This window comes from Croceibacter sp. (genome assembly GCF_002716225.1).
Classification (GTDB): domain Bacteria; phylum Bacteroidota; class Bacteroidia; order Flavobacteriales; family Flavobacteriaceae; genus Croceibacter; species Croceibacter atlanticus.
In genome coordinates this window covers 111,398-138,090 of sequence record NZ_PAZX01000007.1, presented here as the reverse complement: position 1 = coordinate 138,090, position 26,693 = coordinate 111,398, and the positions used below count along the sequence as shown (strand labels likewise).

22 protein-coding genes and 1 tRNA gene are annotated in these 26,693 nt (G+C 32.4%); 15 read left to right on the top strand and 8 right to left on the bottom strand.

The annotated features are described in order from the left end of the window. Positions 1-31: 31 nt before the first annotated feature. Positions 32-1,045 carry a recombinase RecA gene (gene recA / locus CL818_RS04400; protein ID WP_013186461.1) on the bottom strand — a complete coding sequence of 338 codons (1,014 nt, stop codon included), beginning with the start codon at positions 1,043-1,045 and terminating at the stop codon, positions 32-34. 411 nt (positions 1,046-1,456) lie between these two features. On the opposite strand from recA, the gene trhO reads away from it, so the two are divergent. The 6 genes from trhO to CL818_RS04370 all read left to right on the top strand — a co-directional run bounded on the left by trhO (position 1,457) and on the right by CL818_RS04370 (position 7,830). Next, the gene (gene trhO / locus CL818_RS04395) at positions 1,457-2,488 is read left to right on the top strand and encodes an oxygen-dependent tRNA uridine(34) hydroxylase TrhO (protein WP_013186459.1); all 1,032 of its coding nucleotides are present in this window, start codon (positions 1,457-1,459) and stop codon (positions 2,486-2,488) included. A 95-nt stretch (positions 2,489-2,583) separates the two neighbouring features. After that, positions 2,584-3,756, top strand: a complete 1,173-nt coding sequence (locus CL818_RS04390) for a PSP1 domain-containing protein (RefSeq protein WP_013186458.1) — start codon at positions 2,584-2,586, stop codon at positions 3,754-3,756. Between the two features lie 3 nt (positions 3,757-3,759). Next, positions 3,760-4,242: a gliding motility lipoprotein GldH gene (locus CL818_RS04385; RefSeq protein ID WP_013186457.1), complete on the top strand. Its 483-nt coding sequence runs from the start codon at positions 3,760-3,762 to the stop codon at positions 4,240-4,242. A gap of 9 nt (positions 4,243-4,251) precedes the next feature. Then, positions 4,252-6,573, top strand: a complete 2,322-nt coding sequence (locus CL818_RS04380) for a penicillin-binding protein 1A (protein WP_272972840.1) — start codon at positions 4,252-4,254, stop codon at positions 6,571-6,573. Positions 6,574-6,576: 3 nt separating this feature from the next. Continuing rightward, a complete protein-coding gene (locus tag CL818_RS04375) occupies positions 6,577-7,401 on the top strand; it encodes a sterol desaturase family protein (protein WP_286971824.1) in 825 nt (274 codons plus the stop codon). Between the two features lie 48 nt (positions 7,402-7,449). After that, positions 7,450-7,830, top strand: a complete 381-nt coding sequence (locus CL818_RS04370) for a hypothetical protein (RefSeq protein WP_013186454.1) — start codon at positions 7,450-7,452, stop codon at positions 7,828-7,830. 52 nt (positions 7,831-7,882) lie between these two features. Here the strand turns inward: CL818_RS04370 and CL818_RS04365 are convergent, their stop codons facing one another. Together CL818_RS04365 and rpiB are read right to left on the bottom strand one after the other, a co-directional pair. Next, a complete protein-coding gene (locus CL818_RS04365) occupies positions 7,883-8,326 on the bottom strand; it encodes a GNAT family N-acetyltransferase (protein ID WP_272972842.1) in 444 nt (147 codons plus the stop codon). A 1-nt stretch (position 8,327) separates the two neighbouring features. After that, on the bottom strand, positions 8,328-8,759 hold the full coding sequence (gene rpiB / locus CL818_RS04360; protein ID WP_013186452.1) for a ribose 5-phosphate isomerase B: 432 nt from the start codon (positions 8,757-8,759) through the stop codon (positions 8,328-8,330). 986 nt (positions 8,760-9,745) lie between these two features. Between rpiB and rnr the strand changes: the two genes are divergently transcribed. From rnr to CL818_RS04345, 3 genes are read left to right on the top strand one after another with little or no spacing between them, the layout of a single operon-like run. Next, a complete protein-coding gene (gene rnr / locus CL818_RS04355; RefSeq protein WP_272972843.1) occupies positions 9,746-11,953 on the top strand; it encodes a ribonuclease R in 2,208 nt (735 codons plus the stop codon). Between the two features lie 31 nt (positions 11,954-11,984). Next, positions 11,985-12,677 (top strand): LysE family translocator, encoded by a 693-nt coding sequence (locus tag CL818_RS04350; protein WP_272972844.1) that lies wholly within the window; start codon positions 11,985-11,987, stop codon positions 12,675-12,677. After that, complete coding sequence (locus tag CL818_RS04345; protein ID WP_272972845.1) at positions 12,677-12,895, top strand: VF530 family protein; 219 nt, start codon at positions 12,677-12,679, stop codon at positions 12,893-12,895. The genes CL818_RS04350 and CL818_RS04345 overlap by 1 nt, the downstream gene beginning before the upstream one ends. Before the next feature lie 31 nt (positions 12,896-12,926). Here CL818_RS04345 and CL818_RS04340 read toward each other — a convergent pair. Beyond that, a tRNA-Cys gene (locus CL818_RS04340) sits at positions 12,927-12,997 on the bottom strand. Between the two features lie 71 nt (positions 12,998-13,068). Beyond that, positions 13,069-13,428, bottom strand: a complete 360-nt coding sequence (gene folB, locus CL818_RS04335; RefSeq protein ID WP_013186448.1) for a dihydroneopterin aldolase — start codon at positions 13,426-13,428, stop codon at positions 13,069-13,071. Positions 13,429-13,588: 160 nt separating this feature from the next. Here folB and CL818_RS04330 point away from each other — a divergent pair, with 160 nt between their 5' ends. The 4 genes from CL818_RS04330 (at position 13,589) to CL818_RS04315 (ending at position 16,466) form a co-directional block, all read left to right on the top strand. Then, on the top strand, positions 13,589-15,256 hold the full coding sequence (locus tag CL818_RS04330; RefSeq protein WP_013186447.1) for a glutamine--tRNA ligase/YqeY domain fusion protein: 1,668 nt from the start codon (positions 13,589-13,591) through the stop codon (positions 15,254-15,256). 237 nt (positions 15,257-15,493) lie between these two features. Next, positions 15,494-15,868 carry a YtxH domain-containing protein gene (locus CL818_RS04325; RefSeq protein ID WP_013186446.1) on the top strand — a complete coding sequence of 125 codons (375 nt, stop codon included), beginning with the start codon at positions 15,494-15,496 and terminating at the stop codon, positions 15,866-15,868. Between the two features lie 9 nt (positions 15,869-15,877). Further along, the gene (locus CL818_RS04320; RefSeq protein WP_013186445.1) at positions 15,878-16,240 is read left to right on the top strand and encodes a hypothetical protein; all 363 of its coding nucleotides are present in this window, start codon (positions 15,878-15,880) and stop codon (positions 16,238-16,240) included. Continuing rightward, a complete protein-coding gene (locus tag CL818_RS04315) occupies positions 16,224-16,466 on the top strand; it encodes a DUF6327 family protein (RefSeq protein WP_013186444.1) in 243 nt (80 codons plus the stop codon). Before CL818_RS04320 ends, CL818_RS04315 begins: the two co-directional genes overlap by 17 nt. 56 nt (positions 16,467-16,522) lie before the next feature. Here CL818_RS04315 and CL818_RS04310 read toward each other — a convergent pair whose 3' ends face one another. From CL818_RS04310 to gltX, 3 genes are all read right to left on the bottom strand, one after another. Then, entirely contained in the window at positions 16,523-17,188 is a 666-nt protein-coding gene (locus CL818_RS04310; RefSeq protein WP_272972846.1) for an ATP-binding cassette domain-containing protein, read from the bottom strand. A gap of 288 nt (positions 17,189-17,476) precedes the next feature. Then, a complete protein-coding gene (locus CL818_RS04305) occupies positions 17,477-18,445 on the bottom strand; it encodes an SPFH domain-containing protein (protein ID WP_286971811.1) in 969 nt (322 codons plus the stop codon). Between the two features lie 799 nt (positions 18,446-19,244). Continuing rightward, positions 19,245-20,780 carry a glutamate--tRNA ligase gene (gltX, locus tag CL818_RS04300; RefSeq protein WP_286971810.1) on the bottom strand — a complete coding sequence of 512 codons (1,536 nt, stop codon included), beginning with the start codon at positions 20,778-20,780 and terminating at the stop codon, positions 19,245-19,247. 3,593 nt (positions 20,781-24,373) lie between these two features. Here gltX and ybeY point away from each other — a divergent pair. Together ybeY and mnmG are read left to right on the top strand one after the other, a co-directional pair. Next, positions 24,374-24,790, top strand: coding sequence for an rRNA maturation RNase YbeY (ybeY, locus tag CL818_RS04290; RefSeq protein ID WP_272972850.1), 417 nt, complete (start codon positions 24,374-24,376; stop codon positions 24,788-24,790). Between the two features lie 2 nt (positions 24,791-24,792). Continuing rightward, the gene (gene mnmG / locus CL818_RS04285) at positions 24,793-26,664 is read left to right on the top strand and encodes a tRNA uridine-5-carboxymethylaminomethyl(34) synthesis enzyme MnmG (protein WP_272972851.1); all 1,872 of its coding nucleotides are present in this window, start codon (positions 24,793-24,795) and stop codon (positions 26,662-26,664) included. Positions 26,665-26,693 lie beyond the last annotated feature (29 nt).

Here is a 26,693-nt window from a genome sequence, read left to right as displayed (position 1 = left end):
TCTCAAAAATTAATTTGAGATTTTTTTTGTTTTATTCTTTTGCCACTTTTATGGCGGCTTTAATTTTGGTTTCTAACTCTTCCATTAACTCTGGATTATCTAGTAATAATGCTTTTACAGCATCTCTACCTTGTCCTAGCTTTGTATCTTCATAGCTAAACCAGGAACCTGCTTTTTTAACAATTTCATAGTCTACACCAATATCAATAATTTCACCAACCTTAGAAATTCCTTGACCGTACATAATATCGAACTCTGCAGTTCTAAATGGTGGTGCTACTTTGTTTTTAACAACTTTTACACGTGTCTTATTACCTTGCACCTCGCTATTGCTGTCTTTTATTTGTGTAGATCGACGAATGTCTAATCTAACTGAACAGTAAAATTTAAGTGCATTACCACCTGTTGTAGTTTCTGGGTTACCAAACATAACTCCAATTTTTTCACGCAATTGGTTAATGAAGATAACAGTACACTTGGTTTTACTTATAGATCCTGTTAGCTTTCTTAATGCTTGAGACATTAATCTTGCGTGAAGACCCATTTTAGAATCTCCCATTTCACCTTCAATCTCACTTTTAGGTGTAAGTGCCGCAACCGAGTCAATTACAATAATATCTATAGCGCCAGATCTAATTAAGTTGTCTGTAATTTCTAGAGCCTGCTCACCATTATCTGGTTGAGATATAATTAAGTTCTCTAAGTCTACTCCTAATTTTTCAGCATAAAAACGGTCAAAAGCGTGTTCTGCATCTATAAAAGCAGCTATGCCACCCGCTTTTTGAGCTTCTGCTATGGCGTGCAAGGTTAAGGTTGTCTTACCTGAAGATTCTGGACCGTAAATTTCAACTATACGTCCTCTAGGGTAACCACCTACTCCCAAAGCTAAATCTAAACCTAAAGAACCTGTAGAAATTGCTTCAACATCACTCACAGATTGATCACTCATTTTCATGACTGTACCTTTACCATAAGTCTTGTCCATCTTATCTAAAGTAAGCTTTAGTGCTTTTAGTTTTGCTTCTTTTTCTTTTTTATCGCTCATTTTCAATCTTTTATTAAATTCTGTCTTATGTCGCTAAGGTAGTAACTCTTTTGGCTAAGGACAATGTTTTTAAAATTAACATATCAACACACGCAACCTTTTTAAAAATAAAGCATCTTTTATAAAAGCAAATGAACAAAGTGCTATGAAGTTTTTTCAAAAAACAATTATTTTGAACTCTTCAGGAAGCTGCAAAGCTGCAATCCTTTTAGGTTGTAGCTTTAAAGCTGATGGAGGCTAATGCGTTACAACGATTTTTTTAGAACACAAAAAATTTTAGTAACGAATTAGCCATTCGAAAAATGCCCGATAAGGTAATCTCAACTTATCGGGCATTTTTAATTGTAGCAATAAAATATACTTTAACTACCTTTGTAGCTTAAATTTTCTTAACCTTAAATCACGTATAGCATGCAACTGTACAACAAATTAAGCGCAAAAGAAAGAGCAGAACTTATAGACAAGGCTGGAGAAGACCGCCTTACGCTCTCTTTTTACAAATACGCCAAAATTGGCAATCCAGAAATTTTTAGAAATCACCTGTTTCTTGCTTGGGATCAACTTGAGGTTCTAGGAAGAATTTATGTTGCTCATGAAGGTATAAATGCGCAATTATCTGTACCAGCAAAAAAATTCAATGAATTTAAAGCTTTTATAGATGATATAAATTTTCTTGAAAATGTGAGGCTTAACATTGCTGTAGAGCAAGATGCTAAATCATTTTTAAAACTTAAAGTTAAGGTGCGTCCTAAAATTGTTGCAGATGGTTTAAATGACACCTCTTTTGATGTAACTAACAAAGGTGTTCACGTAGATGCTGAAACATTTAACCAACTTATTGAAGACCCTAATACGGTGTTGGTAGATATGCGTAACCACTATGAGAGTGAAATTGGTCATTTTAAAAATGCTATCACACCAGATGTAGATACTTTTAGAGACTCTTTAGATATTATTGAAGAAGATCTTAAAGATCATAAAGAAGACAAGAAACTCGTTATGTATTGCACTGGTGGCATACGTTGTGAAAAAGCTAGTGCTTACTATAAGCATAAAGGATTTAAAAACGTATTTCAGCTAGAAGGTGGTATTATAGAGTATACCCGACAGGTAAATGAAAAAGCATTAGAAAATAAGTTTCTTGGTAAGAATTTTGTGTTTGACCATAGGCGAAGTGAGCGTATCTCAGATGATGTCATCTCAAACTGTCACCAATGTGGAAAAGCTTGTGATACTCACGTAAATTGTGCTAATGAGGCTTGCCATTTGTTATTTATACAATGTGAAGAGTGTTCAAAAGCTATGGATACGTGTTGCTCGACAGAATGTCAAGACATTAATGCCTTACCTATTGAGACACAACGTGAATTGCGAAAAGGATCTCATAACAGTAATAAGATTTTTAAGAAGGGACGTTCAGAAAAATTAAAATATAAAGCTTAAAAATATCAATGCACTATATTTTGGTATCTTTACGCTAGTAGATAATTAATACAACAAGACTATAGTAATAGTACTTGTTTCAATATATATGATATATGGCGTGTGGAAGTTGTTCGACAGGTAAAGACGGCCAACCTAAAGGTTGTAAAAATAACGGAACTTGCGGATCAGATGGATGTAATAAACTTACGGTATTTGATTGGCTTTCAAATATGGAGCTCCCACAAGGAGTAGCTCCTTTTAACTATGTAGAGGTTAGGTTTAAGAACGGCAGAAAACTATTCTTTGAAAACTCAGAACACCTTACACTTTCTATTGGTGATGTTGTAGCTACAGAAGCCGATTCTGGACACGATATTGGTATTGTAACACTTACAGGCGAGCTTGTTAAAGTGCAAATGCGTAAGAAAAAAGTTAGAACCAATAGCGATGAGGTTAAAAAAATATATAGAAAGGCTTCACAAAAAGATATTGATATTTGGCAAGATTATCGAGCCAAAGAAGATCCTTTTAAAGTAAAAGCTAGGCAAATTGCTATAAGGCTTAAGCTTAAAATGAAAATTAGTGATATAGAGTTTCAAGGAGATGGCTCTAAAGCTACCTTTTATTATACCGCAGAAGAACGTGTAGATTTTAGACAACTTATTAAAGAGTTTGCTCAAGAATTTAGAACTCGTATAGAAATGCGACAAATTGGTTTTAGACAAGAAGCTAGTAGGTTAGGAGGTATTGGGTCTTGTGGTAGAGAATTATGTTGCTCTACTTGGTTAACAGATTTTAGGAGTGTAACCACATCTGCAGCAAGATACCAACAGCTATCATTAAACCCATTAAAGCTTGCAGGACAATGTGGTAAGCTTAAATGTTGTTTAAACTATGAGTTAGATTCATATTTAGACGCTTTAAACAACTTCCCTAAACAAGATACCAAGCTTTTTACAGAAAAAGGAAAGGCTGTTTGTCAAAAAATAGACATTTTTAAAGGGTCTATGTGGTTTGCTTATGAAGGTGAATGGATGAACTGGTTTGAATTAAGTACAGATAGAGTTCATCAAATTATTGAAGCCAATAAGAAAAGAGAACCTGTGGCAAGTTTAGAAGATTACGTTGTTGAAACAGCTTCAGAAATAAATACGTTTAAAGATTCTGTAGGAGAAGACAGTCTCACACGTTTTGATAAACCTAAGAATAAGCGTAACAATAACAAGCGTCGTCGTAATAAACGACAAAAAAGTAAGCGACCTAAAAACAATTCTCAAAAGAAATAATTCATGCGTTTTTTAATCGTTTTATGTCTTAGCCTATTATGTTGCTCTTGTTCAGATAATAGCGTATATGATAATTATAAGACAGTTTCTGGACAATGGTCTTCTAAAGAGCCATTAACCTTTAAGATTTCTGGATTAGATACGATACAACCCTATAATGCGTTTATAAACTTAAGAAACACAAGCGACTATAATTTTAGTAACTTATTTTTAATTACAGAGTTACAATATCCTAACGGTAAAAAAGTTACAGATACTTTAGAGTATCCTATGGCATATCCAGATGGTACTTATATGGGAGATGGTTTTGGAGATATAAAAGAAAATAAACTTTGGTATAAAGAACATCTAGTTTTTAATGAAGCTGGAGAGTATAGCATTAGTATTAAACATGCCATGAGACAAAACGGCTCTGTTGCAGGTTTAGAAACATTAAAAGGTATTACAGAAGTAGGTGTAAGAATAGAAAAACCAACTTCAAAATAACATAAGAATATGGCAAAGACAGCACCTAAATCTTCTTCAAAGAAAAAAGAAAGTAAGGAAGGTTTTAGTAAATATATAAAGTGGTTTTGGATACTTTTTTTTGGAGGTATCTTATCTGTAGCACTTCTTTTCCTATTTACTGCTTGGTTTAGTGACTTACCAGATGAAACCCAAATGGAAAATCCTGAGACTAATCTTGCTACAGAGATTATAGACTCTAAAGGAGAAACCCTTGGAAAGTTTTATAAGGAAAATAGAACTCCAGTTAAGTATGACTCTTTACCAGACCACTTAGTAAATGCTCTAATAGCTGTTGAAGATGAGCGTTATTATGACCATTCTGGTATAGATGGTAGAGGTACTGCAAGAGCTATTACTTATTTAGGAACAAAAGGTGGAGCTAGTACTATAACACAACAATTGGCTAAGCAATTTTTTACAGATCAGGTAAGCTCAAGTAAATTTCAGCGTGCGCTACAAAAAGTAAAAGAATGGGTAATTGCTGTTAGGTTGGAACGCCAATATACTAAAGAAGAAATTATTACTATGTATTTTAACAAGTATGATTTCTTAAATCAAGCAATAGGTATACGCTCTGCAAGCCGTATATACTTTAGTAAAGAGCCAATGGAACTTAATACTGTAGAGTCTGCAATGCTAGCTGGTATGTTTAAAAACTCTTCCTTATATAATCCCTTAAAGCGTCCAGAACTTGTAAAACAACGTCGTAATGTTGTATTAGCTCAAATGGCTAAAAATGGATTTATTACAGAAGAGGTTAAAAATGAATTACAAGCCGAAGATCTAAATATTGAATATTCTCCAGAAGGTCATGACGAAGGTGTTGCAACATATTTTAGAGCCTATCTTCAAGAGTTTTTAAAAGAATGGATTAAGGAAAATAAAAAGACAGACGGTTCAACATATAATATTTACAGAGATGGTCTAAAAATTTATACCAGCATAGATTCAGATATGCAAAGACATGCAGAAGATGCTGTAAAAGAACACATGTCTCACATTCAAAAAGAATTTACAAGACAAAATAAGAAGAATAAAACAGCGCCTTTTAGAGATATAGACGAAGACGAAACAGAAGACATTATTCAACGCGCTATGAAGGTTAGTGATCGTTGGAAAAAGTTGACTGCCGAAGGAAAATCTGAAAAAGACATTAGAGCATCCTTTAAAAAGAAAACTGATATGCGTGTCTTTGGTTGGGATGGTGATATAGATACAACAATGACGCCTAGAGACTCTATCATTTATTACAAATCGTTTCTTAGAAGTGGTATGATGAGTATGAAACCACAAACAGGTGAAGTAAAAGCTTGGGTTGGTGGTATTAACTATAAACACTTTAAGTATGATGCCGTTAAAAAACAAAAGCGACAAATAGGTTCTACATTTAAGCCTTTTGTTTATGCAACTGCAATTGATCAATTACACCTTTCTCCTTGTGATAAAGTTCCTAATACACAATATACAATTGAAGCAGGAAAACACGGCAACACAAAAGATTGGACTCCTAAAAATAGTGACGGTAGTTATGGTGGTTTAGTTACTTTAAAAGATGCTCTAGCAGGATCTATAAATACTGTTACCGCTAGGCTTTTAGATAGAGTTGGGCCTAAACCTGTTATAGATTTAATAGATAAATTAGGTGTAGATACCCGCAAAATACCTGAAGTACCTTCTATTGCTTTAGGAACACCAGATTTAAGTATTTTCGAAATGGTTTCAGCTTATAGTGCTTTTGTAAATGAAGGCGTGTATGTTAAGCCAGTTATTGTTACTCGTATTGAAGATAAGAATGGCACAGTGCTTTATCAACATATTCCAGAAACAAAAGATGTGTTAAGTAAAGAAGCTGCTTATGTAACAGTAAACCTTATGGAAGGTGTTACACAAGCTGGTTCAGGACGCCGTTTAAGAGGTACTTGGGCAACATCTAGGCAAGACTATAAGAACGCTGTTACAGGCTATCCTTATGATTTTAAAAACCCTATAGCAGGTAAGACAGGAACAACACAAAATAATAGTGATGGTTGGTTTATGGGTATGGTACCAGACTTAGTAACTGGCGTATGGGTTGGTGGTGAAGATCGTGCCACACACTTTTCATCTACAAGATATGGTCAAGGTGCTACTATGGCACTTCCTATTTGGGGTATTTATATGAAAGACCTTTATGCAGATGAAAATATTGAGGTTTCTGATGGAAACTTCCCTAAACCTGAAAATATTTCGACCATTTTAGATTGTGAAGAATTTGAAGAAAACAACACTAACAACGGTGATGAAGATGTTCCAGAAGAATTAGACTTTTAAACAATGAACGCTTTTCTGCACTTTTTTGAGACATTACCAACTGCCTTAAAAGTTGGTTGGGTTGTGCTTATATTAAGTGTATTTTGGATTGCTGAAGGTTATTATTCCTTTGTAAAGTTTAAGTACAAGAAATGGCAACATGCAAAGACCAACTTTGTACTTTTAGGCTTTGTTTTTTTAATTAATTTCTTATTCGGTTTATTTACGCTAGGAATATTTAAATGGTTAGATACTAATAATTTCGGTATTTTACATCTTATTGAATTACCTACTGTTGTTGAGCTTTTTCTAGCCATATTAGTGTTAGATTTTATAGCACAGTATTTAGTACATTATCTATTACATAAAGTACCATTATTCTTTAGGCTACATATTGTGCATCATAGTGATTTAAATGTAGATGCCACTACAGGTACAAGACATCATCCATTAGATTTTTTATTGCGAGAAACGTTTGCTTTAGTTGCGGTTATCATTATGGGAATGCCAATTTCTTACTACCTATTTTATAGAATTTTAAGTGTATTCTTTACATACTTTACACACGCCAATATAAAGCTACCCTCTAAATTTGATAAGGCATTAAGTTATGTTTTTATAACACCAACGGTTCACAAATTTCACCATCACTGGGAATTACCTTGGACAGATAGTAATTTTGGTAATATGTTTTCTATTTGGGATCGGTTATTTGGAACCTTTGTATATGCAGATCCTTCTAAAATAAAATATGGCTTAGATATACTAGATCATACGACCTCAAATACTATTTCTTACCAACTTTATGCACCATTTAATAAGCATATAAAGTACAAGAACAAAGGCTAATAGCCTCAATAGTTGTGAGTTCGCAATATTTTTATTATATTCTGAGTTATGATACCGATAGATAAAAATGAAAGTACAGTGTTCTTAAAGGAATCTGTAGAGTACTTAGAAGAAAGAGGCTTTGAGAATATTAAGGCAGACGTTGAGGGTTACGAATCCCCAAAATCGTACATACGCAAAGGTCGTGGACAAGAAACTACTATCACACCGGATATAGTAGCAGAACGTAATGGTGAAGAATACATTTACGAGGTAAGCTTAAAGTCCGAAAAACCAAGATTACTTAAAAGTAAATGGAAATTTCTTCAGTTGCTTAGTAATATGAAGAATAAAAAATTTAAAATCATTACAACTCGTGGTCATTATAAATTTACAAACACTATGTTGAGTGATTTAGATATGCAGAAAAACCTTATTAAGATTAATTAATCTGTAAAACGCTAACTACCAAATAAAAAAACCTCTTAAAAAGAGGTTTTTTTTATGATTTAATCATTTCAATATGTGGTATACCATCTTCTAGGTAGCCTTCTCCTATATTAGAAAAACCAAGGTTTGTATAAAAAGTATTTAAATAGGTTTGAGCAGAAATTTTTATAGTGTCTGTATCGTATACATCTTTAATAGCTTTAATAGATGCATTCATTATATCATAACCATAACCATATTTTCGTTCTTTATCTTTTACAACAACACGACCAATACTTGCTTCCTCAAAATAAAAACCAGGCTTAAAACATCTTGTATAAGCAACTATAGCATCATCTTTCACACCAATTACATGTAAAGCATTTTGATCTTTAAAGTCTATATCTTGATATACACAGTTTTGTTCTACCACAAATACTTCCGATCTTAGTTGAAGAATACTATATAACTCTTCTGTACTAAGTTCTTTAAATGTTTTAATAGCAATTGTAATCATATTAAGAACACGCTATTTTATCTACACGTGTTTGGTGACGACCACCTTCAAACTCAGTATTTAAAAACACTTTAACCATCTCTAAAGCTTGTTGTACAGATGTAAATCGTGCAGGAATGCTTAAAATATTAGCATCATTATGCTCTCTGGCAAGTTTTGTAATCTCTTTTGTCCAGCATAAAGCAGAACGTACGCCTTGGTGTTTATTAGCTGTCATAGATGCACCATTACCACTACCACAAATTATAATACCAAGATTTACACTATTAGACTCTACATCTGCTGCAACAGGATGTACAAAGTCTGGATAATCTACACTATCCTCAGAGTTTGTCCCGTAATTAATAACTTCAATATTTTCAGATTTAAGGTACTCTACAATTGTATTTTTGTAAAATGTACCAGCGTGGTCATTACCAATAGCAATTTTCATAATAAGTCTAATTTTATGATACAAAGGTAGTTAAAGTAGAAGATTTACATTGTTAATTACAAAACTAAAATTAACACCTTACTATCTAACAATCAATATATTAACAATTAACTAGTTGTTGTTTATAACTCGTGATTAATAATGCAAAACAAAATTTTGAAATCTCGATTAAAAATTCATTATAACCAGATTTATATAAGAAACAAGTAAAGTTGTTAGATCTTAATTAAAAGTTTTCAGCACTAAAAAAACAGTTATTAACAACCAGAATTAGAAATAGATTTTAGCCACAGGTTGTCAACAATTGTAATTTTTAAAACACAACTTTTGTTATTAATTTTCAATACAGGTTGATTTATAAATGTTTAGATAATTTTAACATTGTGAATAAGTATTGATAGAATATTAATAACCTAAAATCAAAAGAAAAATTTAAAATTCTTTACCGCTATTAACACACTATAATACCCAACAGTTTTATTTAAAATTTAAAAGAAAAAAAATGATAGTTATATATACTGTTAATAACAACTATTAAAAATGAGATTTTAATTTTAGAGAAAACAGAAGCTAAAAAAATATTACTAAGTTTAATGTAGAATAGTATAGAGCAAAAAAAAACGGCTAATTAAAAGCCGTTGTATATTGAAGTTTGTTCTGAATTTTCATCGAAGGATTCTTTATGATCATCTGCTAAAGAATTAGATATATATCTAGCAAAACCAAATATTCCTAAGAGAAAAATTAGAATGAATAAAACGAATATGATTCTTATTTTTTTCATATGTGCAACACAAGTTAAATCCTTGTCTTAAACAAATTTATGATAATTTTAAGAGTTGTGAAAATTATTTATTAAAATATCGTTAAAATATTATTATTAAATATAAAATTATGGTTCAACCATATGTTTGTATGTGTTATTCCTATCATAGAATTCATATTGTTTAATTTATAAGCCGTAATTTTAAGCCTAATTTAAATAAATGAGCAAGAAAAAATTCGGTAAGAAAAAATCTACACAGATTCCAAACCTTACTAAAACTATATTGGACATTATTCGTAAGCGTCCAAATCAAAACTTCAATTACAAACAAATTGCTTCCCAACTTAACATTACAGATGCTAGCGGAAGAAATCAAATCATAAAAAAACTTTCCCAATTAGCTGCTAAACAACAAATTGTTGAGGTAGATCGTGGTAAATTTCAATTTAATGGCCCTCAAGACTATGTTACTGGTACCTTAGATATGACTAGTAAAGGTGATGGTTATGTGGTCGTTGAAGATTTAGAAGACGATATTTTCATTCCTAGTAAGCATATTAACAAAGCATTTCACGGTGATCAGGTAGAGGTATATATTTATAATACCAGAAGAAAAAGCAAGAATGAAGGTGAAATTACCAAAATAATTGAACGAAAGAAAAAAGAATTTGTAGGCGTTATTACTATCTCAGAAAAGTTTGCATTTGTAAACATTCAGGATACTAAAATGTATACAGATTTCTTTATTCCAAAAAGTAAGATAAACGGCGCAGAAAATAATATGATGGTCGTTGTAGAGTTAGAAGATTGGCCAGAAAAAGCCGATTCTCCTTTTGGTCGCGTTATAGAAGTTCTCGGTGTTCCAGGAGAACATGAAACAGAAATACATGCAATTCTTGCACAATATGGATTACCACATGAATTTCCAAAAGAAGTAGAAGAGTTTGCTAACAAGATAGATACATCTATACAAGAATCTGAAATTAAGAAACGTAGAGATATGCGTGATACGCTAACCTTTACAATAGATCCTAAAGATGCAAAAGATTTTGATGATGCCTTAAGTTTTAAGATTTTAGAAAATGGGCATTATGAAGTAGGAATTCATATTGCAGATGTATCTCACTATCTTAAACCAGGTACAATTTTAGATGATGAAGCTTATGAACGTGCAACATCTGTTTATTTAGTAGATAGAGTAGTGCCAATGCTTCCAGAAGTATTATCTAACAATGCTTGTTCATTACGTCCTAATGAAGAAAAATATACCTTTTCAGCTGTTTTCGAGATAGATGAAAACTCAAAAATACACAACCAATGGTTTGGTAGAACTGTAACCTATAGTGATGCCAGATTTGCATACGAAGAAGCTCAGGCAATTATTGAAAGTAAATCAACAAGCATTCCTGCAGATGTTTCTTTAACAGGAAAAGCCTATAAAACAGACGATGCTATTGCAGATGCTATTTTAAAAATGGACAAAGTAGCTAAAATCATGCGTAGAAAACGTATGGGTCAAGGTGCTATTTCTTTTGATAAAGTTGAAGTTAAATTTGAGCTTAACGAAGCTAATGAACCAGTTGGAGTTTTCTTTAAGACATCTAAAGATGCTAATAAACTTATTGAAGAATACATGTTACTTGCCAATAAGAAAGTAGCAGAATTTATTGGTAAACAAGACCCTAAAAAAACATTTGTATACCGTTGTCATGACGAGCCAAATTCAGATAAATTAAGTGCCTTACAAAACCTTGTGGGGCGTTTTGGGTATACTCTTAATTTTAAATCAAGAAAGACTACTACACAATCTTTAAATAAACTTTTACAAGATGTAAATGGTACTAAAGAACAAAATTTAATAGATACGCTTACCATTCGTACTATGAGTAAAGCCTATTATTCTACAGAAAATATAGGGCATTACGGTTTAGCATTCGATTATTATTCACATTTCACATCGCCAATACGTCGTTATCCAGATGTCATGGCACATCGTTTATTACAGCATTATCTAGATAAAGGTAAATCTGCAGACGCAGAAACTTATGAAGATCAATGTAACCATAGTAGTGAGATGGAGTATCTAGCTACCAAAGCAGAACGTGATTCTATTAAATTCATGCAGATTAAATTCATGCAGGATCATAAAGATGAAAAATTCTTAGGTGTAATATCTGGAGTTACAGAATGGGGAATCTATGTAGAAATTATAGATAACAAATGTGAAGGTATGGTAAGGTTAAGAGACATCTCAGATGATCACTATGATTTTGATGAAGAAAACTATGCTATTGTAGGTCGAAAAACTAAAAAAGTGTATCAATTAGGAGATGAAGTTTATGTAAAAGTAAAAGATGCAGATCTTGTAAAACGTCATTTAGATTTTACACTAATAGGAAGTAAAGCCGAAGTAGAAACACAAGGATAGTAAGTATGCATATCTTTGTAAAAAACTAACAATGTTTCAGGACATTTTTACAGCAATACCTCTAGGATTTTTTCTGGCCTTCCTTTTAGGTCCAGTATTCTTTGTATTACTAGAAACTGCTGCAATAAAAGGTTTTAGAGCTGCTTTGTCTTTTGATATTGGTGTTATCCTAGCAGATGCTATTTTTTTATTAATTGCCTATTTTTCTACAAGCAAGCTTTTAGAACGTATAAAAGATGATCCTGCATTGTTTATTTTTGGTGGTGTTATCATGACAACCTATGGTGTCATGGCTTTCATGAAACTTAAAAAAGCATTACCTCAAGAAGAACAACCTGAAATACGAAAACTAAGTAAGAGTGATTATATAGGTCTTGCAGTAAAAGGCTTTCTTTTAAACTTTATAAATATTGGTGTTTTAGGATTTTGGCTAGGTTTAATCATAGTATTTGGCCCTAAGATGGATATGCAACCTAACAGACTTCTCGTATTCTTTGGCTCTGTATTAGCCACTTATTTAGTTGTAGATGTCTTTAAGATGTTGCTCGCTAAAAAGTTAAATCACAAACTAACACCAGTAAGAATATTCAATTTTAAACGTATTATAAGTATTATCATTATCATATTTGGAGTAATACTTATAAGTCAAGGTTTATTTCCTTCAGAATTAGATGCATTAAAACACGAGTTAGAAGAACGTATTCCAGAAACACCATTAAAATAATGCAAGAACAACCTAATAATCCTTTACACGGTGTAAAATTAGCCGATATCTTAGATACTCTTGTAAATCATTACGGTTGGGATGAGTTAGGAGATCTTATTAAGATTAATTGCTTTAATAGCAATCCTACAATAAAATCCAGTTTAAAATTCTTAAGGCGAACGCCTTGGGCTAGAGAAAAGGTAGAACGTTTATATCTTAAAACCATTAAAAAATAAAAAACCCCTAACGTTAGTTAAGGGTTTTTAGAGGTATCGAGCGGATTCGAACCGCTGTACGAGCTTTTGCAGAGCTCTGCCTAGCCACTCGGCCACGATACCAATATTGGACGGCAAATATAACAAAAAATGTTAGTTTAACCGTTCCTATATTGCAAAGCTACAATCTTTTTTTATGATCTTCGCTTTGTACGCTCTACAGTAACCATAGCAACGTCTCCACCAATAGGAGGATTTACTTTACTTACAGAAACAGTAGCGCTTTGTACAATAATTAATTCTTCAAAAATTCTAGTTAAAATACGTTCTGCAACAGTCTCTAAAAGATGAGATGGTTCTTTCATTTCTTCTTTTACAACTCTGTTTAAATGTACATAATCAATAGTATCATTAAGATTATCTGTTTTTGCAGACAAAGATAAATCACCTTCTACAGTTAAATTTACAAGATAGTCGCTACCAATTTTACTCTCTTCAACAAGACAGCCGTGATAGGCAAAGACCTTTATATTGGTTAAATGTATTTTTCCCATGGGTTAAGTTTTTACAAAGGTAATTCAATACATGAGTTTTCCTAAGTATTATAAGAGTTGAAGCGTTTTACTTTCATAACTTTGCAGTTCTGTTTATAAATAAACAGATGCATTATAAACTTAAAATCACCTTAATAATACTAGGTAATTTCATAACATTATGTCTGAAGAAAAATCGCTCAATTTCATAGAGCATATCATAGAGGAAGATTTACAAAATGGATATTCTAAGGAAGATCTAAGATTTAGATTTCCACCAGAACCAAACGGCTATTTACACATTGGCCACTGTAAGGCTATATGCTTAAACTTTGGTTTAGGTGAGCGTTACAATGCTCCAGTAAATTTAAGGTTTGATGATACTAACCCAATGAAAGAAGAACAAGAATATGTAGATGCTATCAAGCAAGACATAGAGTGGCTTGGGTTTACTTGGGATAAAGAATGTTATTCTTCAGATTACTTTCAACAACTATATGATTGGGCTGTACAACTTATTAAGGAAGGAAAAGCTTACGTAGATTCTCAATCTAGTGAAGCAATGGCAGAACAAAAAGGAACTCCTACGCAAGTGGGAAAACCTGGACCTTATAGAGACAGATCTGTTGAAGAAAACTTAGATCTATTTGAAAAGATGAAAAATGGTGAGTTTGAAAACGGCCAACACGTCTTACGAGCAAAAATAGATATGGAAAGCCCTAACATGCTTCTGCGTGATCCTATAATGTATCGTGTTTTAAATAGAGCACACCATAGGACAGGAAATGATTGGCACATATACCCAATGTACGATTGGGCTCATGGCGAAAGTGATTATATAGAAAGTGTTTCCCATAGTCTTTGTTCATTAGAGTTTAAACCACACAGACCGCTTTATGAATGGTTTGTAGATAATATTTATACTAGTAATACAAAACCTAAACAAAGAGAGTTTGCGCGTCTTAATTTAAGTTATACCATAATGAGTAAGCGTAAATTACTCACATTAGTTGAAGATAACGTTGTCTCTGGTTGGGATGATCCAAGAATGCCAACAATATCAGGATATAGAAGACGTGGTTATACACCAGAATCTATTAAGAATTTTATAGACACTGTTGGAGTAGCTAAACGCGAAAATGTGATTGATGTTTCTTTATTAGAATTTAAGATTAGAGAAGATCTTAACAAGAAAGCAGATCGTGTAATGGGTGTTTTAGACCCCTTAAAACTAGTAATTACAAATTATCCAGAAGGAGAAGAAGAATGGTTAATGGCAGAAAATAATCCAGAAGACGTTTCTGCAGGTGAGCACGAAGTTCCATTTTCAAGAGAGTTATATATTGAAAAAGATGACTTTAAAGAAGAAGCAAACCGTAAATTCTTTAGATTAAAATTAGGTGGAGAAGTTAGATTAAAGAACGGTTACATTATTAAAGCAGAAGAAGCTATTAAAGATGCCGATGGTAATATTACTGAAGTTCATTGTACTTATGATCCTAAAAGTAAAAGCGGTAGCGGTACAGAAGAATCTTTAAGAAAAGTAAAAGGTACCCTACATTGGGTTTCAATTAAGCATGCTGTTAAAGCAGAAGTTAGGTTATACGACAGGTTGTTTAATGATGAATCTCCAGATGGACATAAGGACAAAGATTTTATGGAATTTTTAAATCCAGATTCGTTAAAGACCATTACTGGTTATGTTGAGCCTCATTTAAAAACACTTAAACCATTAGATACAGTACAATTTCAACGTATAGGATACTTCTGTGTAGATAAAGATACGACAGATACCAATTTAGTATTTAATAGAACTGTAACGCTTAGAGACTCTTGGAAAGGTAAATAATACTTAAATATAATATATTCCCTTTAAAATGGCTCTCAAATTGGTATTTGAGAGCCATTTTGGCATATATGTACTTTTGGAACCTATTTTGAAGCTCATTTAAGTAATATATGAGTCTAATCATAATTAAGAAAACTTTAGTACTAACGTTCAAATAGTTAACCAGCAATTAACACAGTGTTGTTTAACTTTCACGTAAATTGCTAAAACAGATTAATTAACACAAAACACATTAAAATGGCAAATACAGGAAATACATTGTTAGCATTATTAACAGGTGCTGCAATTGGTGCAGGAGTAGGATTACTTTACGCTCCAGACAAAGGAGAAAAGACTAGAAAGAAGTTAAAAAAGAACGCAGATAAAGCTAAAAAAGAGTTTAGCAAAAAAGTAAAAGAAACTACAGATGATCTTAGTGTACAAGCTAAGAAAGCAAAAGCTACTTTTGAAGAACGTCTTAATGATACTCTTAACTCAGCTAGCCATAAAGCAGACGATATTATTGTTGCAATGGAAGAAAAGCTAGAAGCTTTACGCAAACAAAATGCAAAATTACAGCAAGAAAATGTTGTTGAAAAAACGAAAGCAAACGCTAAGAAAGCAGTAAGCTAAAAACCATTTATGGGATTAGGAAACGTTACAGAAAACGTAAGAGACGTTAATGATAATGCTAAAAAGTATATAGACAGTAGCATAGAGTTTTACAAGCTTAGCTTCTTTAAGAAGTTTATGAAAGCTACCGTAATTCTTAGCATGTCTTTGCTATTAGGCGCAATTGCTTTCATGGCAATTCTAATATTTTCTATTGCAATTGCAAGAAATATAGGACAGGCTGTAGGTGATATCATTACTGGTTTCTATATAATGGGAGGCATATATGTATTATTAATGGTACTAGTATACGTCTTCTTTAAAAGGCCATTAGAAAAATTATTACTTAAAAAATTCTCAGACATATTTTTTGAAGATGAAAAAGATTTATAGTTCTTTTGATGAGATTGATAAGGATCTGAAGATTTTAAAGCTTCAGAAAGATATAGATCTTGAAGAAGTAAAAATTAGTTACCACGAAGTAAAAAATAGCTTATCTCCAATAGGCTTAATAAGCAATGTTGCTGGTGCAATTGCACAAAAAGCATTTGTATTAAAAGCAGTAAATAAACTATTGGGAATAAAGAGAGTAAAAAAAGTAGACGACGCAAAGATTTAGAAAAAGAGAATACCCAAATGTAAAAACCCTGAAGTTTAGCTTCGGGGTTTTTATGTTTATACAGATTTTAAATAGTCGTATTTTAATAAATCTTCTTTAGTAGTAATAGTATTTATTAAGCCATCCTTAAGAATAATATTTTGGGTAGATACCTCTAAGACATCATTGTAATAATGGTCTGTTATAATAATTCCTTTTGTTCTTTTTATAGAATTCATAAAGCCTTTTAAGCGCTCTTTATGTAAAGGTTCTATCATAGAAAACGGCTCATCTATTAATAAAAAAGGATGTGAGCTATTGGCAAGTAATACAACTTCAAAATAGCGACTTTGCCCCAAAGAAAGTTCAGATACCTTTCTAGCTGTAAAACTTGCAATGTAAGGGTCATAAAACACCGCATCTTGTAGTTCTTGATCCTGGTGATACATTGGTATAATATCCCTAACTTTTTGAGAAGACGGTAAGAACGGATGTTGTGGTATATAAGCTATACTCTTATTTAATCTCGAAGCTTTTGGAGTTGTTGAGGTACCATTCACTAATAATTCTATGTTGTTAGCTTTAAGAGTACCAAATAGAATTTTTAATAGTGTAGATTTTCCACAGCCATTTCTTCCATATAACGCTAAAATTTCACCCTTTGAAACAGAAAGAGTAACATTATTTAAAACAGTTTTCTTTCCAAAAGATTTATGGACATTCTTAATACTAAGCGTTTGCAAAAAAGAGCTGTTTAAAAATTATAAATATAACGGCAAANGGTAAACCAACAATAGCGTTTATAATAACTAAGCTAAGCAATAGCTTNAGCTTGCTGATTCCTAAATTATAATAAAAATAAAANTCCTGGCTTTTCAATGANGAAAAGGCCAGGAATCCTATACCATTTGCTACTGTAAATAAGATAAATAATCCTGTTAGGGCATCTACAAATGCTAAGCATACTAATGCAAAGCTGTATATAAATGGAAAGCAATCTTTATAAAACTGCCAATGAGCCCTAATATTCATTATTTGTCATTTTCAGAATCTCTGTCGCCACTCTTACTCTTGTTTACAATTCCTTTTTTAGCATTTGCTAATTTCATTTGCTCACCAATTTGGTTAGAAGCTGTAAATGAAGCAATCATATTATTTAACATATCACTTCCTGCTTGAGGAGAATTAGGAAGTAAGATTAAGTTTGAGTTGGTTTCTTCTCCTATAGATTGTAATGTGTCATAATGTTGCGTTACTACAATTAATGCAGAGGCCTCTTGAGAATTNATCCCAACATTATTTAGNACNTCTACACTTTCCTCTAAACCACGTGCAATTTCACGACGTTGGTCTGCAATACCTTGNCCTTGTAAACGCTTNCTTTCTGCTTCTGCACGAGCTTTTGCTACAATTTTAATACGTTCTGCCTCTGCTTCATATTCTGCAGCCACTTTCTCGCGTTCTGAGGCATTAATACGGTTCATAGCAGCCTTTACCTGCACATCTGGATCTATATCTGTTACAAGCGTTTTAATGATGTCATAACCATAATCAGACATTGCTTCATTAAGCTCAGACTTTACAGCAATAGCAATATCATCCTTACGTTCAAAAACATCATCTAATTTCATCTTAGGAACTTCTGCTCTTACAACATCAAAAACATAAGATGTAATTTGGTCTTGTGGGTTTTCAAGCTTATAAAACGCATCATACACACGAGATTTTATTACCTGAAATTGTACAGAGATTTTCAATTTAACAAANACATCATCCTTAGTTTTAGTTTCTACCAAAACATCTAGTTGCTGTATTTTTAAGTTTATACGGCCAGCAATACGGTCAAATATTGGAATTTTAAAATGAAGTCCAGAGTTTCTAATANTNTGAAATTTTCCAAAACGCTCTACAATTGCAGCTGTTTGTTGTTTTACAGTGAAAATTCCGGAGAATAAGATNATAATCCCGAAGATTAAAATGGGAATGAGAAATAAGATCATAGATATAGATTTTTAGTTGATAGAAAGTTACATAATTTAATAGGATTACATTTGCAGAAAACTATACTTAAAAAGCTCTCTAATGAAATCTCTATACTTATTAGTAGTAACATGCCTACTATTTGTTACAACAACATCTGCCCAGCGCAATTATAATGACAGTTATAACCGTATTGGNTTACAAGGTGGTCTTACAATTTTTGATATTAAGACAGATAATTTTAATACTAATTCTGCTGAAGGTTTTAAAGCAGGATTTACCACTCGTGGTGCTTTTTACAACAATTTTGATTTAATTTATGGCCTAAANTTTTACGACTTAAATGTAAATATCAAGGCTAGAGAAACGGTTGCTTCTCAAGAACGCGATGTTGAGTTTGGTATTTTTGGAGTACAGTTAAACCTATTAGCTAGTTATAATATTATAGGGCAACATCTTAGTATTGAAGCTGGACCAGCACTTTTAATAAATAGTAAGCTAACTACTAATNAGCAATATGAAAACTATATAATAGATGGTTACACAACACTAACCGCAAAAGAAATTGAAGACATTACTAAAATTAATGGCGTAGCAATAGTGGGTCTTACAGGTGGTTTTGAAAATGTGAGGCTTTGGGCTCAATACCAATATGGTTTCACTAATATTTTAAATGGGTTAAATGATGAAAACCTCACTGAANCTACAGAAGATTTTAAGGGTAACTTAAGTTTAATAGCCGTTGGCNTAGTATTTTATTTATAAAACTAAAAAANGGGAACGTATAATTACGTTCCCCTTTTAATGAGTTATAATATACTAGCCTAACGTACTTATTGCATTTCTTAAACGCTCTAATGTTTTATCTTGGCCAAGTAAAGATGCNATTACAAAAACATCTGGTCCNGACATTTCNCCAACAAGACTTAACCTAAAAGGCTGCATGACTTTTCCAAAACCATAATCTGTTGAGTTAATCCAAGATTTTACTTCTTGTTGAACATTTTCTGCAGTAAAATCTTCAATAGTTGAAACCACACCTGCTAATTCTGTCATTATATCGCCAGTTTGATCTTTCCANGCTTTTTTNACAGCCTTTTCGTCGTAAGAATTAGGTGTTTTAAACAAGAAACTACCTTCTTCCCATAAATCNGAAACAAACGTGCAACGTTCTTTTAAGATAGAAACTATNTTGGTGATATATGCTAAATCTTTGTCTTTTGATAAAGAGANACCTTTATCACTATTATTTACATAATTGATAAACTGTAATGCTATATCTTCATTACCAACTTGTTGTAGGTAATGGTGTTGAAACCATTTAGTTTTTTCTGGATCAAATTTAGCACCACTTTTAGACACGTGCTCTAAGCTAAAAGCTTCTACAAGTTCCTCAAGCGTATAAAATTGCTTCTCAGAACCTTCACCTTCATTCCATCCTAAAAAGGCTAACATATTAATAACAGCTTCTGGCAAATATCCATCTTCACGATATCCAGCAGATATGTTATTATCTTTGTCTTTCCATTGTAGTGGAAATACAGGAAAGCCCATTTTATCTCCATCACGNTTACTTAATTTACCTTTTCCTTGTGGTTTCATAATTAAAGGTAGGTGTGCAAATTTAGGAGCATCCCAACCAAAAGATCTATACAATAACACGTGAAGTGCTAAACTAGGCAACCATTCTTCACCACGAATTACATGTGTAATTTTCATTAAATGATCATCTACTATATTGGCTAAATGATAGGTTGGCATTCCATCACTTTTAAACAATACCTTATCATCTAATACATTGGTGTCAATAGTNATTTCACCTCTAATCTCATCATCTAGATATAGTGTTTCATCTTGAGGAGACTTAAATCTTATTACATAATCTTCTGCAGCAATTCTCTTTTCAACCTCTTCTTTAGGCATTGTTAAAGAGTTGTCTAATTTCTCACGNTTGTGCCAGTTATANATAAAAGTTTTACCGTTTTCTTCATGACTCTTACGGTGCGCATCTAGGCTTTCAGCACTATCAAAAGCATAATACGCATGACCGCTACTAATAAGTTGGTCTGCATATTCTTTGTACAGGTGTTTACGTTCACTTTGGCGATAAGGACCATAGCCTTTATCTTTTCCTGGACCTTCGTCATAAGGTATGTTACACCATTCCAAACTTTCTTTTATATAGTCTTCTGCACCTTNNACATAACGATTNTGGTCTGTATCCTCAATTCTTAGNATAAAATTTCCACCGTGTTTTTTAGCAAATAAATAATTAAATAGGGCAGTGCGTACACCACCAATATGTAATGGTCCTGTAGGACTTGGAGCAAAACGTACTCTTACTTTTTGAGACATAAAAGATTTATTTTTAGTGTTNCAAAGGTAAGAGTTTGAGAAACGATTACATAACCCAATTAGCCTCAACTTTATCGGCAGGATTTTTGATTATTTTGAGATATGGCAATCAACAGAATAAATTGTAAGTTTAACAGTTACAGTAAGACAGCTACAATTAATGAATCATTATAATCAAATTATAGATAAGCTAGAGCGGTTTATCAGAAAATATTACACCAATGAACTGCTAAAGGGTATTATATTATTTTTTGCAATAGGATTGCTGTACTTTCTCCTTACCGTATTTTTAGAATGGGCGCTTTGGTTAAGTCCTTTATCTAGGACTATTTTATTTTGGACATTTATAGCCGTAGAAATTGCACTTTTTGGACGATTTATTATTTACCCGTTATCTAAACTATTTAAGCTNTCTAAAGGCATAAGCTATGAGCAAGCATCTGCAATAATAGGACAACATTTTACAGAGGTAAATGATAAGTTATTAAACGTTCTCCAGTTAAAACAAAATACAGAGAGCTCAGAATTATTATTAGCGAGTATAGANCAAAAAGCNGAAGAACTGCAACCTATACAATTTAATTTTGCAGTAAATTTTAAAGACAACACTAAGTATTTAAAATACCTAGCTATCCCAGTTTTAATCTTATTGACAATTTGGATTTCTGGAAAGAGTAATTTATTTACAGAAAGTTACGATCGTGTTGTTAATTACCAACAAGCTTATGAGCCACCAGCACCTTTTCAATTTTTTGTAGTAAATGATAATTTAGACGCNAAGGAAAATCAAGATTTTACTATTGAAGTAAGAACNACAGGAAACATTATNCCNCAAGAAGCTACCATAAATTACAATGGCGAAACTTATTTTATGAAATCNGTTTCTNCTGGTNTTTTTCAATACACATTTAATCAACTTAAAGAACCATTAAGCTTTTACTTATCTGCAAATGAAGTTAAAAGTATACCTTATACTATTTCATTAACCAAAGTTCCTACACTTTTAAGTTTTAATATGGCCTTAAATTATCCAGCATATACCGGTAGGAGAGATGAGGTTTTACAAGGAACCGGCAGTGCCACAATTCCGGAAGGCACAACAATTACTTGGGATCTTGCAACACAGAGTACAAGCCAAGTATCTATGATATTGCGTGATACTACGCAAGAGTTTACCGTAAATGACAAAACGTTTAGTTTACAAAAAAGAATCTTTAATAACTTTAATTATGAGATTTCTACAAGTAACGAGCAACTAAAAAATTATGAAAATCTCGCTTATGGTTTACGTATAATTAAGGATCAATATCCAGAATTAGTATTAAAAAGTGAAACAGATTCTTTAAATAAGCAAGCATTGTATTTCTTCGGAAGTGCTTCAGATGATTACGGATTATCTAAATTAGAGTTAGTGTATTATCCCTCAGATGATGAAGCTTCTTCTAAAAAGTTGCCAATTGCAATTAACTCTACAATATATGACGATTTTGTCTACGCTTTCCCAGACACCTTAAGTTTGCCTAAGGGTGTACCTTATAACTTTTATTTTCAAGTATTTGATAATGATAGGGTTAACGGTTCTAAGCGTGTAAAATCTGAAGTGTTTAGTTTTAGAAAATTAACAGATAATGAAGTAGAAGAGCAACAGTTTGAAGAGCAAAAAGAAACAATTTCTGGAATGAATAAATCTCTTGAAAAGATGAAAGATAGAGAGAAGGAGTTGGAAGAATTAAATCAACTACAAAAAGAGAAGGAAGCACTTAATTTTAATGATAAGAAAAAGTTAGAAGAATTTCTGAAACGCCAAAAGCAGCAAGAACAAATTATGCAGCAGTTTAGTAAGAAGATGAAAGAAAACCTTCAGCAGTTTCAACAAGATAATCCTGAAAACGATCCTGTTAAACAAAAATTAGAAGAACGCTTTCAGCGTAATGAAGAGCAACTTAAAAAGAACGAAGAGTTGTTAGAAGAGTTACAAAAAGTACAGGATAAAATAAATAAAGAAGAATTATCTGAAAAACTTGAAAAGCTTGCTAAACAAAACCAAAATGAAGAGAAAAATTTAGAACAACTCTTAGAACTTACAAAACGTTACTATGTAGAGAAAAAAGCTTTAAAAGTTGCTGAAGACCTTGAGAAACTTGCACAAAAACAAGAAGAACTAAGTAAGAAGGATGGCGATGAAAATACTAAAGAAGCCCAAGAAGTATTAAATAAAGAATTTAAAAAGTTACAAGAGGATTTAAAAGATCTAGAAGAGGAAAATAAAGATCTTAAGGAACCAATGGATATATCTCGTGATGAAGAAAAAGAAGAATCTATAAAAAAAGATCAAGAAGACGCTTCAGAAAAATTAGATAGTGAATCTAAAGAAAATCAAGAGGAAGAATCAAGTGAACAAAAAAATTCAGATAAACAAGACGCTCAGAAAAAGCAAAAATCTGCTGCAGATAAGATGAAGGAAATGGGTCAAAAAATGGCTTCTCGAATGCAAGAGTCTGGTGAATCGGGTGAAAGTGAAGATGCAGAAATGTTACGTCAAATTTTAGATAACCTTGTTACATTTTCTTTTGAACAAGAAGGTCTTATGGACGACTTTAAAGCTATGGAACGTAATAATCCTGCCTTTGCTAAAAAATTAAAACGACAATCTGTTTTAAGGGAGAATTTTACTCACATAGATGATAGTCTTTACGCTCTTTCTTTACGTAATGCAGAACTAGGTGAAATTGTAAATGAGAAGCTAACAGACATAGAATTTAATATAGATAAATCCTTAGAGCGCCTTTCTGATAATTATTTACCTCAAGGTATTTCTAACCAACAATACACAGTTACCGCTGCAAATGAACTTGCATTTTTACTTGCCAATAGTTTAGATAATATGAATGCATCTATGGGTTCTTCGGGAAAAGGAAAATCTGGAAAAGGTAAGGGCAAAGGAAAAGGTGAAGGGCAAGGTAAAGGTTTTCAATTACCAGATATTATCAAAAAGCAAGAGGAGTTAGGTGAACAGTTAAAGAATGGAATGAAACCTGGACAAAAACCAGGTGAAGGTTCTCAAGGTAAAAACGGTAAGAGTGGTGAAGGTGGTGAAGGAGGTTCTTCTGGAGAGAATGGCAAATCCGGTACAGATGGTAAAAATGGAAACAAAGAAGGTGAAGGAAAAGATGGTAATCAACTTGATGAACAAATGAGTGGTGAACTTTTTGAAATTTATCAAAAGCAACAACAATTAAGAAATCAGTTAGAAGATAAAATAAGAGAAGAAGGTTTAGGAGCAGACGCAGAACGATTAGCTAAACAAATGGAGCAAGTAGAACAAAGCTTATTAGACAAAGGATTTGATAATAATGTTTTGCAACAAATGACCAATTTAAAACATCAACTTCTAAAGTTAGATAGTGCTACTTTAGAACAAGGTCAAGACGATAAGCGCGAATCTAAATCTAATTTAAAATCGTTTTCAAACCCCACAAATTCTCAAATTTTAAAAGCCAAGGAATACTTTAATACTACTGAAATTTTAAATAGACAAACCTTACCTTTGCGCCAAGATTACAAGCAGAAAGTACAAGACTATTTTAAAGAAAATGATTAATTTTTTTACAGAAACTGAATTTACTATTAATGAAGATGAGATTAACTCATGGCTGTTATCTGTCATTGCTTCAGAAGATAAAAATTTAGGAGAAATTAATTATATCTTTTGTGATGACGCGTATTTGTTATCTATAAATCAACAGTATTTAGATCATGATACTTATACCGATATTATAAGTTTTGATACGTCTGAAGGCAATGATTTGTCTGGAGATATATTTATTTCTGTTGAAAGAATTAAAGAAAATGCTCAACAGTTTAACGTTAGTGTTGACGATGAATTAAAGCGTGTTTTAGCTCATGGTATTCTACATTTTTGTGGTTATAAAGACAAAACTGACGATGAAGCTAAGCTAATGAGAGAAAAAGAAGATGAAAAACTTAAAATGTTCCACGTGGAACAATAGGTATGTTTGAAAGTGAATATGATGTTATAGTGGTCGGCGCAGGCCACGCAGGAAGTGAAGCAGCAGCGGCAGCAGCAAATATGGGTTGTAGTACATTGTTAATTACAATGAATCTTCAAAATATTGCACAAATGTCTTGCAATCCTGCTATGGGAGGTATTGCTAAAGGGCAAATTGTAAGAGAGATTGATGCTTTAGGTGGTTATAGTGGTATTGTAAGTGATACAAGTGCAATACAGTTTAAGATGCTTAATAAATCTAAAGGACCCGCAATGTGGAGTCCAAGAGTACAAAGTGATCGCATGCGCTTTGCAGAAGATTGGAGACTTAAGTTAGAACAAACCCCAAACTTAGATTTTTATCAAGAAATGGTTGCTGGCCTAATTGTCGAAAAAGACAAACTTGTTGGCGTAAGAACATCTTTAGGTTTAGAGGTAAGAGGAAAAACAGTTGTTTTAACAAATGGGACATTCCTAAATGGTCTAATTCATATAGGTGAAAAACAATTTGGTGGTGGTAGAGCAGGAGAAAGAGCCGCTACAGGAATTACAGCAGACTTATTAAATTTAGGATTTGAATCTGGTAGAATGAAAACTGGTACACCACCAAGAGTTGATGGCCGTTCTTTAGATTATTCTAAAATGACAGAACAACCAGGTGATGATATTCCTTGGAAATTTTCATATTCAGACATTACTAAACCTTTAGAAAAACAACGTTCTTGTTATATGACTTATACAAGTCCAGAAGTACATGATTTACTTCGAGAAGGGTTTGATAGGTCACCAATGTTTAATGGTAGAATACAAAGTATAGGACCAAGATATTGTCCAAGTATAGAAGATAAGATTAATAGATTTGCAGATAAGGATAGACATCAAATGTTTATTGAACCTGAAGGCTGGAATACCGTCGAGGTTTATGTAAATGGATTCTCTACGTCACTACCAGAAGATGTTCAATTTAAAGCTTTACGATCTGTAGTTGGTTTTGAAAAGGTTAAATTTTTCAGACCTGGTTATGCAATCGAATATGATTATTTTCCGCCTACTCAATTAAAACATACATTAGAAACTAAACTTGTTGATGGTTTGTTTTTTGCAGGTCAAATTAATGGAACCACAGGTTATGAGGAAGCAGCTTCCCAGGGTTTAATAGCTGGTGTAAATGCAGCTTTAAAAGTAAAAGAACAAGACGAGTTTATTCTTAAAAGAGACGAAGCTTATATAGGTGTTTTAATAGATGATCTTATTACTAAAGGTACAGAAGAGCCATATAGAATGTTTACAAGTAGAGCAGAATATAGGACGCTATTAAGACAAGATAATGCAGACTTTAGGCTAACTGGAAAATCTTTTGAAATAGGATTAGCTTCTGAAGAACGGTATAATAAAATGCTAGATAAGAAAGATAAGTCTGAAAGCTTTGTTGACTTTTTTAAGAATACTAGCTATGATTGGAAAGAGGCAAATGAAATTTTAAAAGACAATAATTCAGCTACAGTTAAACAAAACGATAAGTTATTTAAACTGTTTTCTCGTCCTCAAATTACTATGGATGATGTTAGGCAATTTAACGACGTTGAAAATTATATTCAAGAACACAATCTAGATACTGAAGTTTTAGAGCAAACAGAAGTACAAGTTAAATATGCTGGCTATATAGAAAAAGAAAAAAATAATGCAGATAAATTACAGCGTTTAGAATATGTAAAAATACCTGCAGATTTCGACTATTCTCAACTTAAATCAATGAGCTATGAGGCAAGAGAAAAACTTCAAGAAATTCAACCTCGAACAGTTTCTCAAGCTAGTAGAGTAAGTGGAGTAAATCCAGCCGATATTTCTGTTTTATTAGTGTATTTGGGAAGATAAACAATTTACGTTCCACGTGGAACATCTTT

Coding starts and splice junctions, on each gene's coding strand:
- recA (WP_013186461.1), bottom strand. CDS start 1,045: ATGAGCGATAAAAAAGAAAAAGAAGCAAAACTAAAAGCACTAAAGCTT.
- trhO (WP_013186459.1), top strand. CDS start 1,457: ATGCAACTGTACAACAAATTAAGCGCAAAAGAAAGAGCAGAACTTATA.
- CL818_RS04390 (WP_013186458.1), top strand. CDS start 2,584: ATGGCGTGTGGAAGTTGTTCGACAGGTAAAGACGGCCAACCTAAAGGT.
- CL818_RS04385 (WP_013186457.1), top strand. CDS start 3,760: ATGCGTTTTTTAATCGTTTTATGTCTTAGCCTATTATGTTGCTCTTGT.
- CL818_RS04380 (WP_272972840.1), top strand. CDS start 4,252: ATGGCAAAGACAGCACCTAAATCTTCTTCAAAGAAAAAAGAAAGTAAG.
- CL818_RS04375 (WP_286971824.1), top strand. CDS start 6,577: ATGAACGCTTTTCTGCACTTTTTTGAGACATTACCAACTGCCTTAAAA.
- CL818_RS04370 (WP_013186454.1), top strand. CDS start 7,450: ATGATACCGATAGATAAAAATGAAAGTACAGTGTTCTTAAAGGAATCT.
- CL818_RS04365 (WP_272972842.1), bottom strand. CDS start 8,326: ATGATTACAATTGCTATTAAAACATTTAAAGAACTTAGTACAGAAGAG.
- rpiB (WP_013186452.1), bottom strand. CDS start 8,759: ATGAAAATTGCTATTGGTAATGACCACGCTGGTACATTTTACAAAAAT.
- rnr (WP_272972843.1), top strand. CDS start 9,746: ATGAGCAAGAAAAAATTCGGTAAGAAAAAATCTACACAGATTCCAAAC.
- CL818_RS04350 (WP_272972844.1), top strand. CDS start 11,985: ATGTTTCAGGACATTTTTACAGCAATACCTCTAGGATTTTTTCTGGCC.
- CL818_RS04345 (WP_272972845.1), top strand. CDS start 12,677: ATGCAAGAACAACCTAATAATCCTTTACACGGTGTAAAATTAGCCGAT.
- folB (WP_013186448.1), bottom strand. CDS start 13,428: ATGGGAAAAATACATTTAACCAATATAAAGGTCTTTGCCTATCACGGC.
- CL818_RS04330 (WP_013186447.1), top strand. CDS start 13,589: ATGTCTGAAGAAAAATCGCTCAATTTCATAGAGCATATCATAGAGGAA.
- CL818_RS04325 (WP_013186446.1), top strand. CDS start 15,494: ATGGCAAATACAGGAAATACATTGTTAGCATTATTAACAGGTGCTGCA.
- CL818_RS04320 (WP_013186445.1), top strand. CDS start 15,878: ATGGGATTAGGAAACGTTACAGAAAACGTAAGAGACGTTAATGATAAT.
- CL818_RS04315 (WP_013186444.1), top strand. CDS start 16,224: ATGAAAAAGATTTATAGTTCTTTTGATGAGATTGATAAGGATCTGAAG.
- ybeY (WP_272972850.1), top strand. CDS start 24,374: ATGATTAATTTTTTTACAGAAACTGAATTTACTATTAATGAAGATGAG.
- mnmG (WP_272972851.1), top strand. CDS start 24,793: ATGTTTGAAAGTGAATATGATGTTATAGTGGTCGGCGCAGGCCACGCA.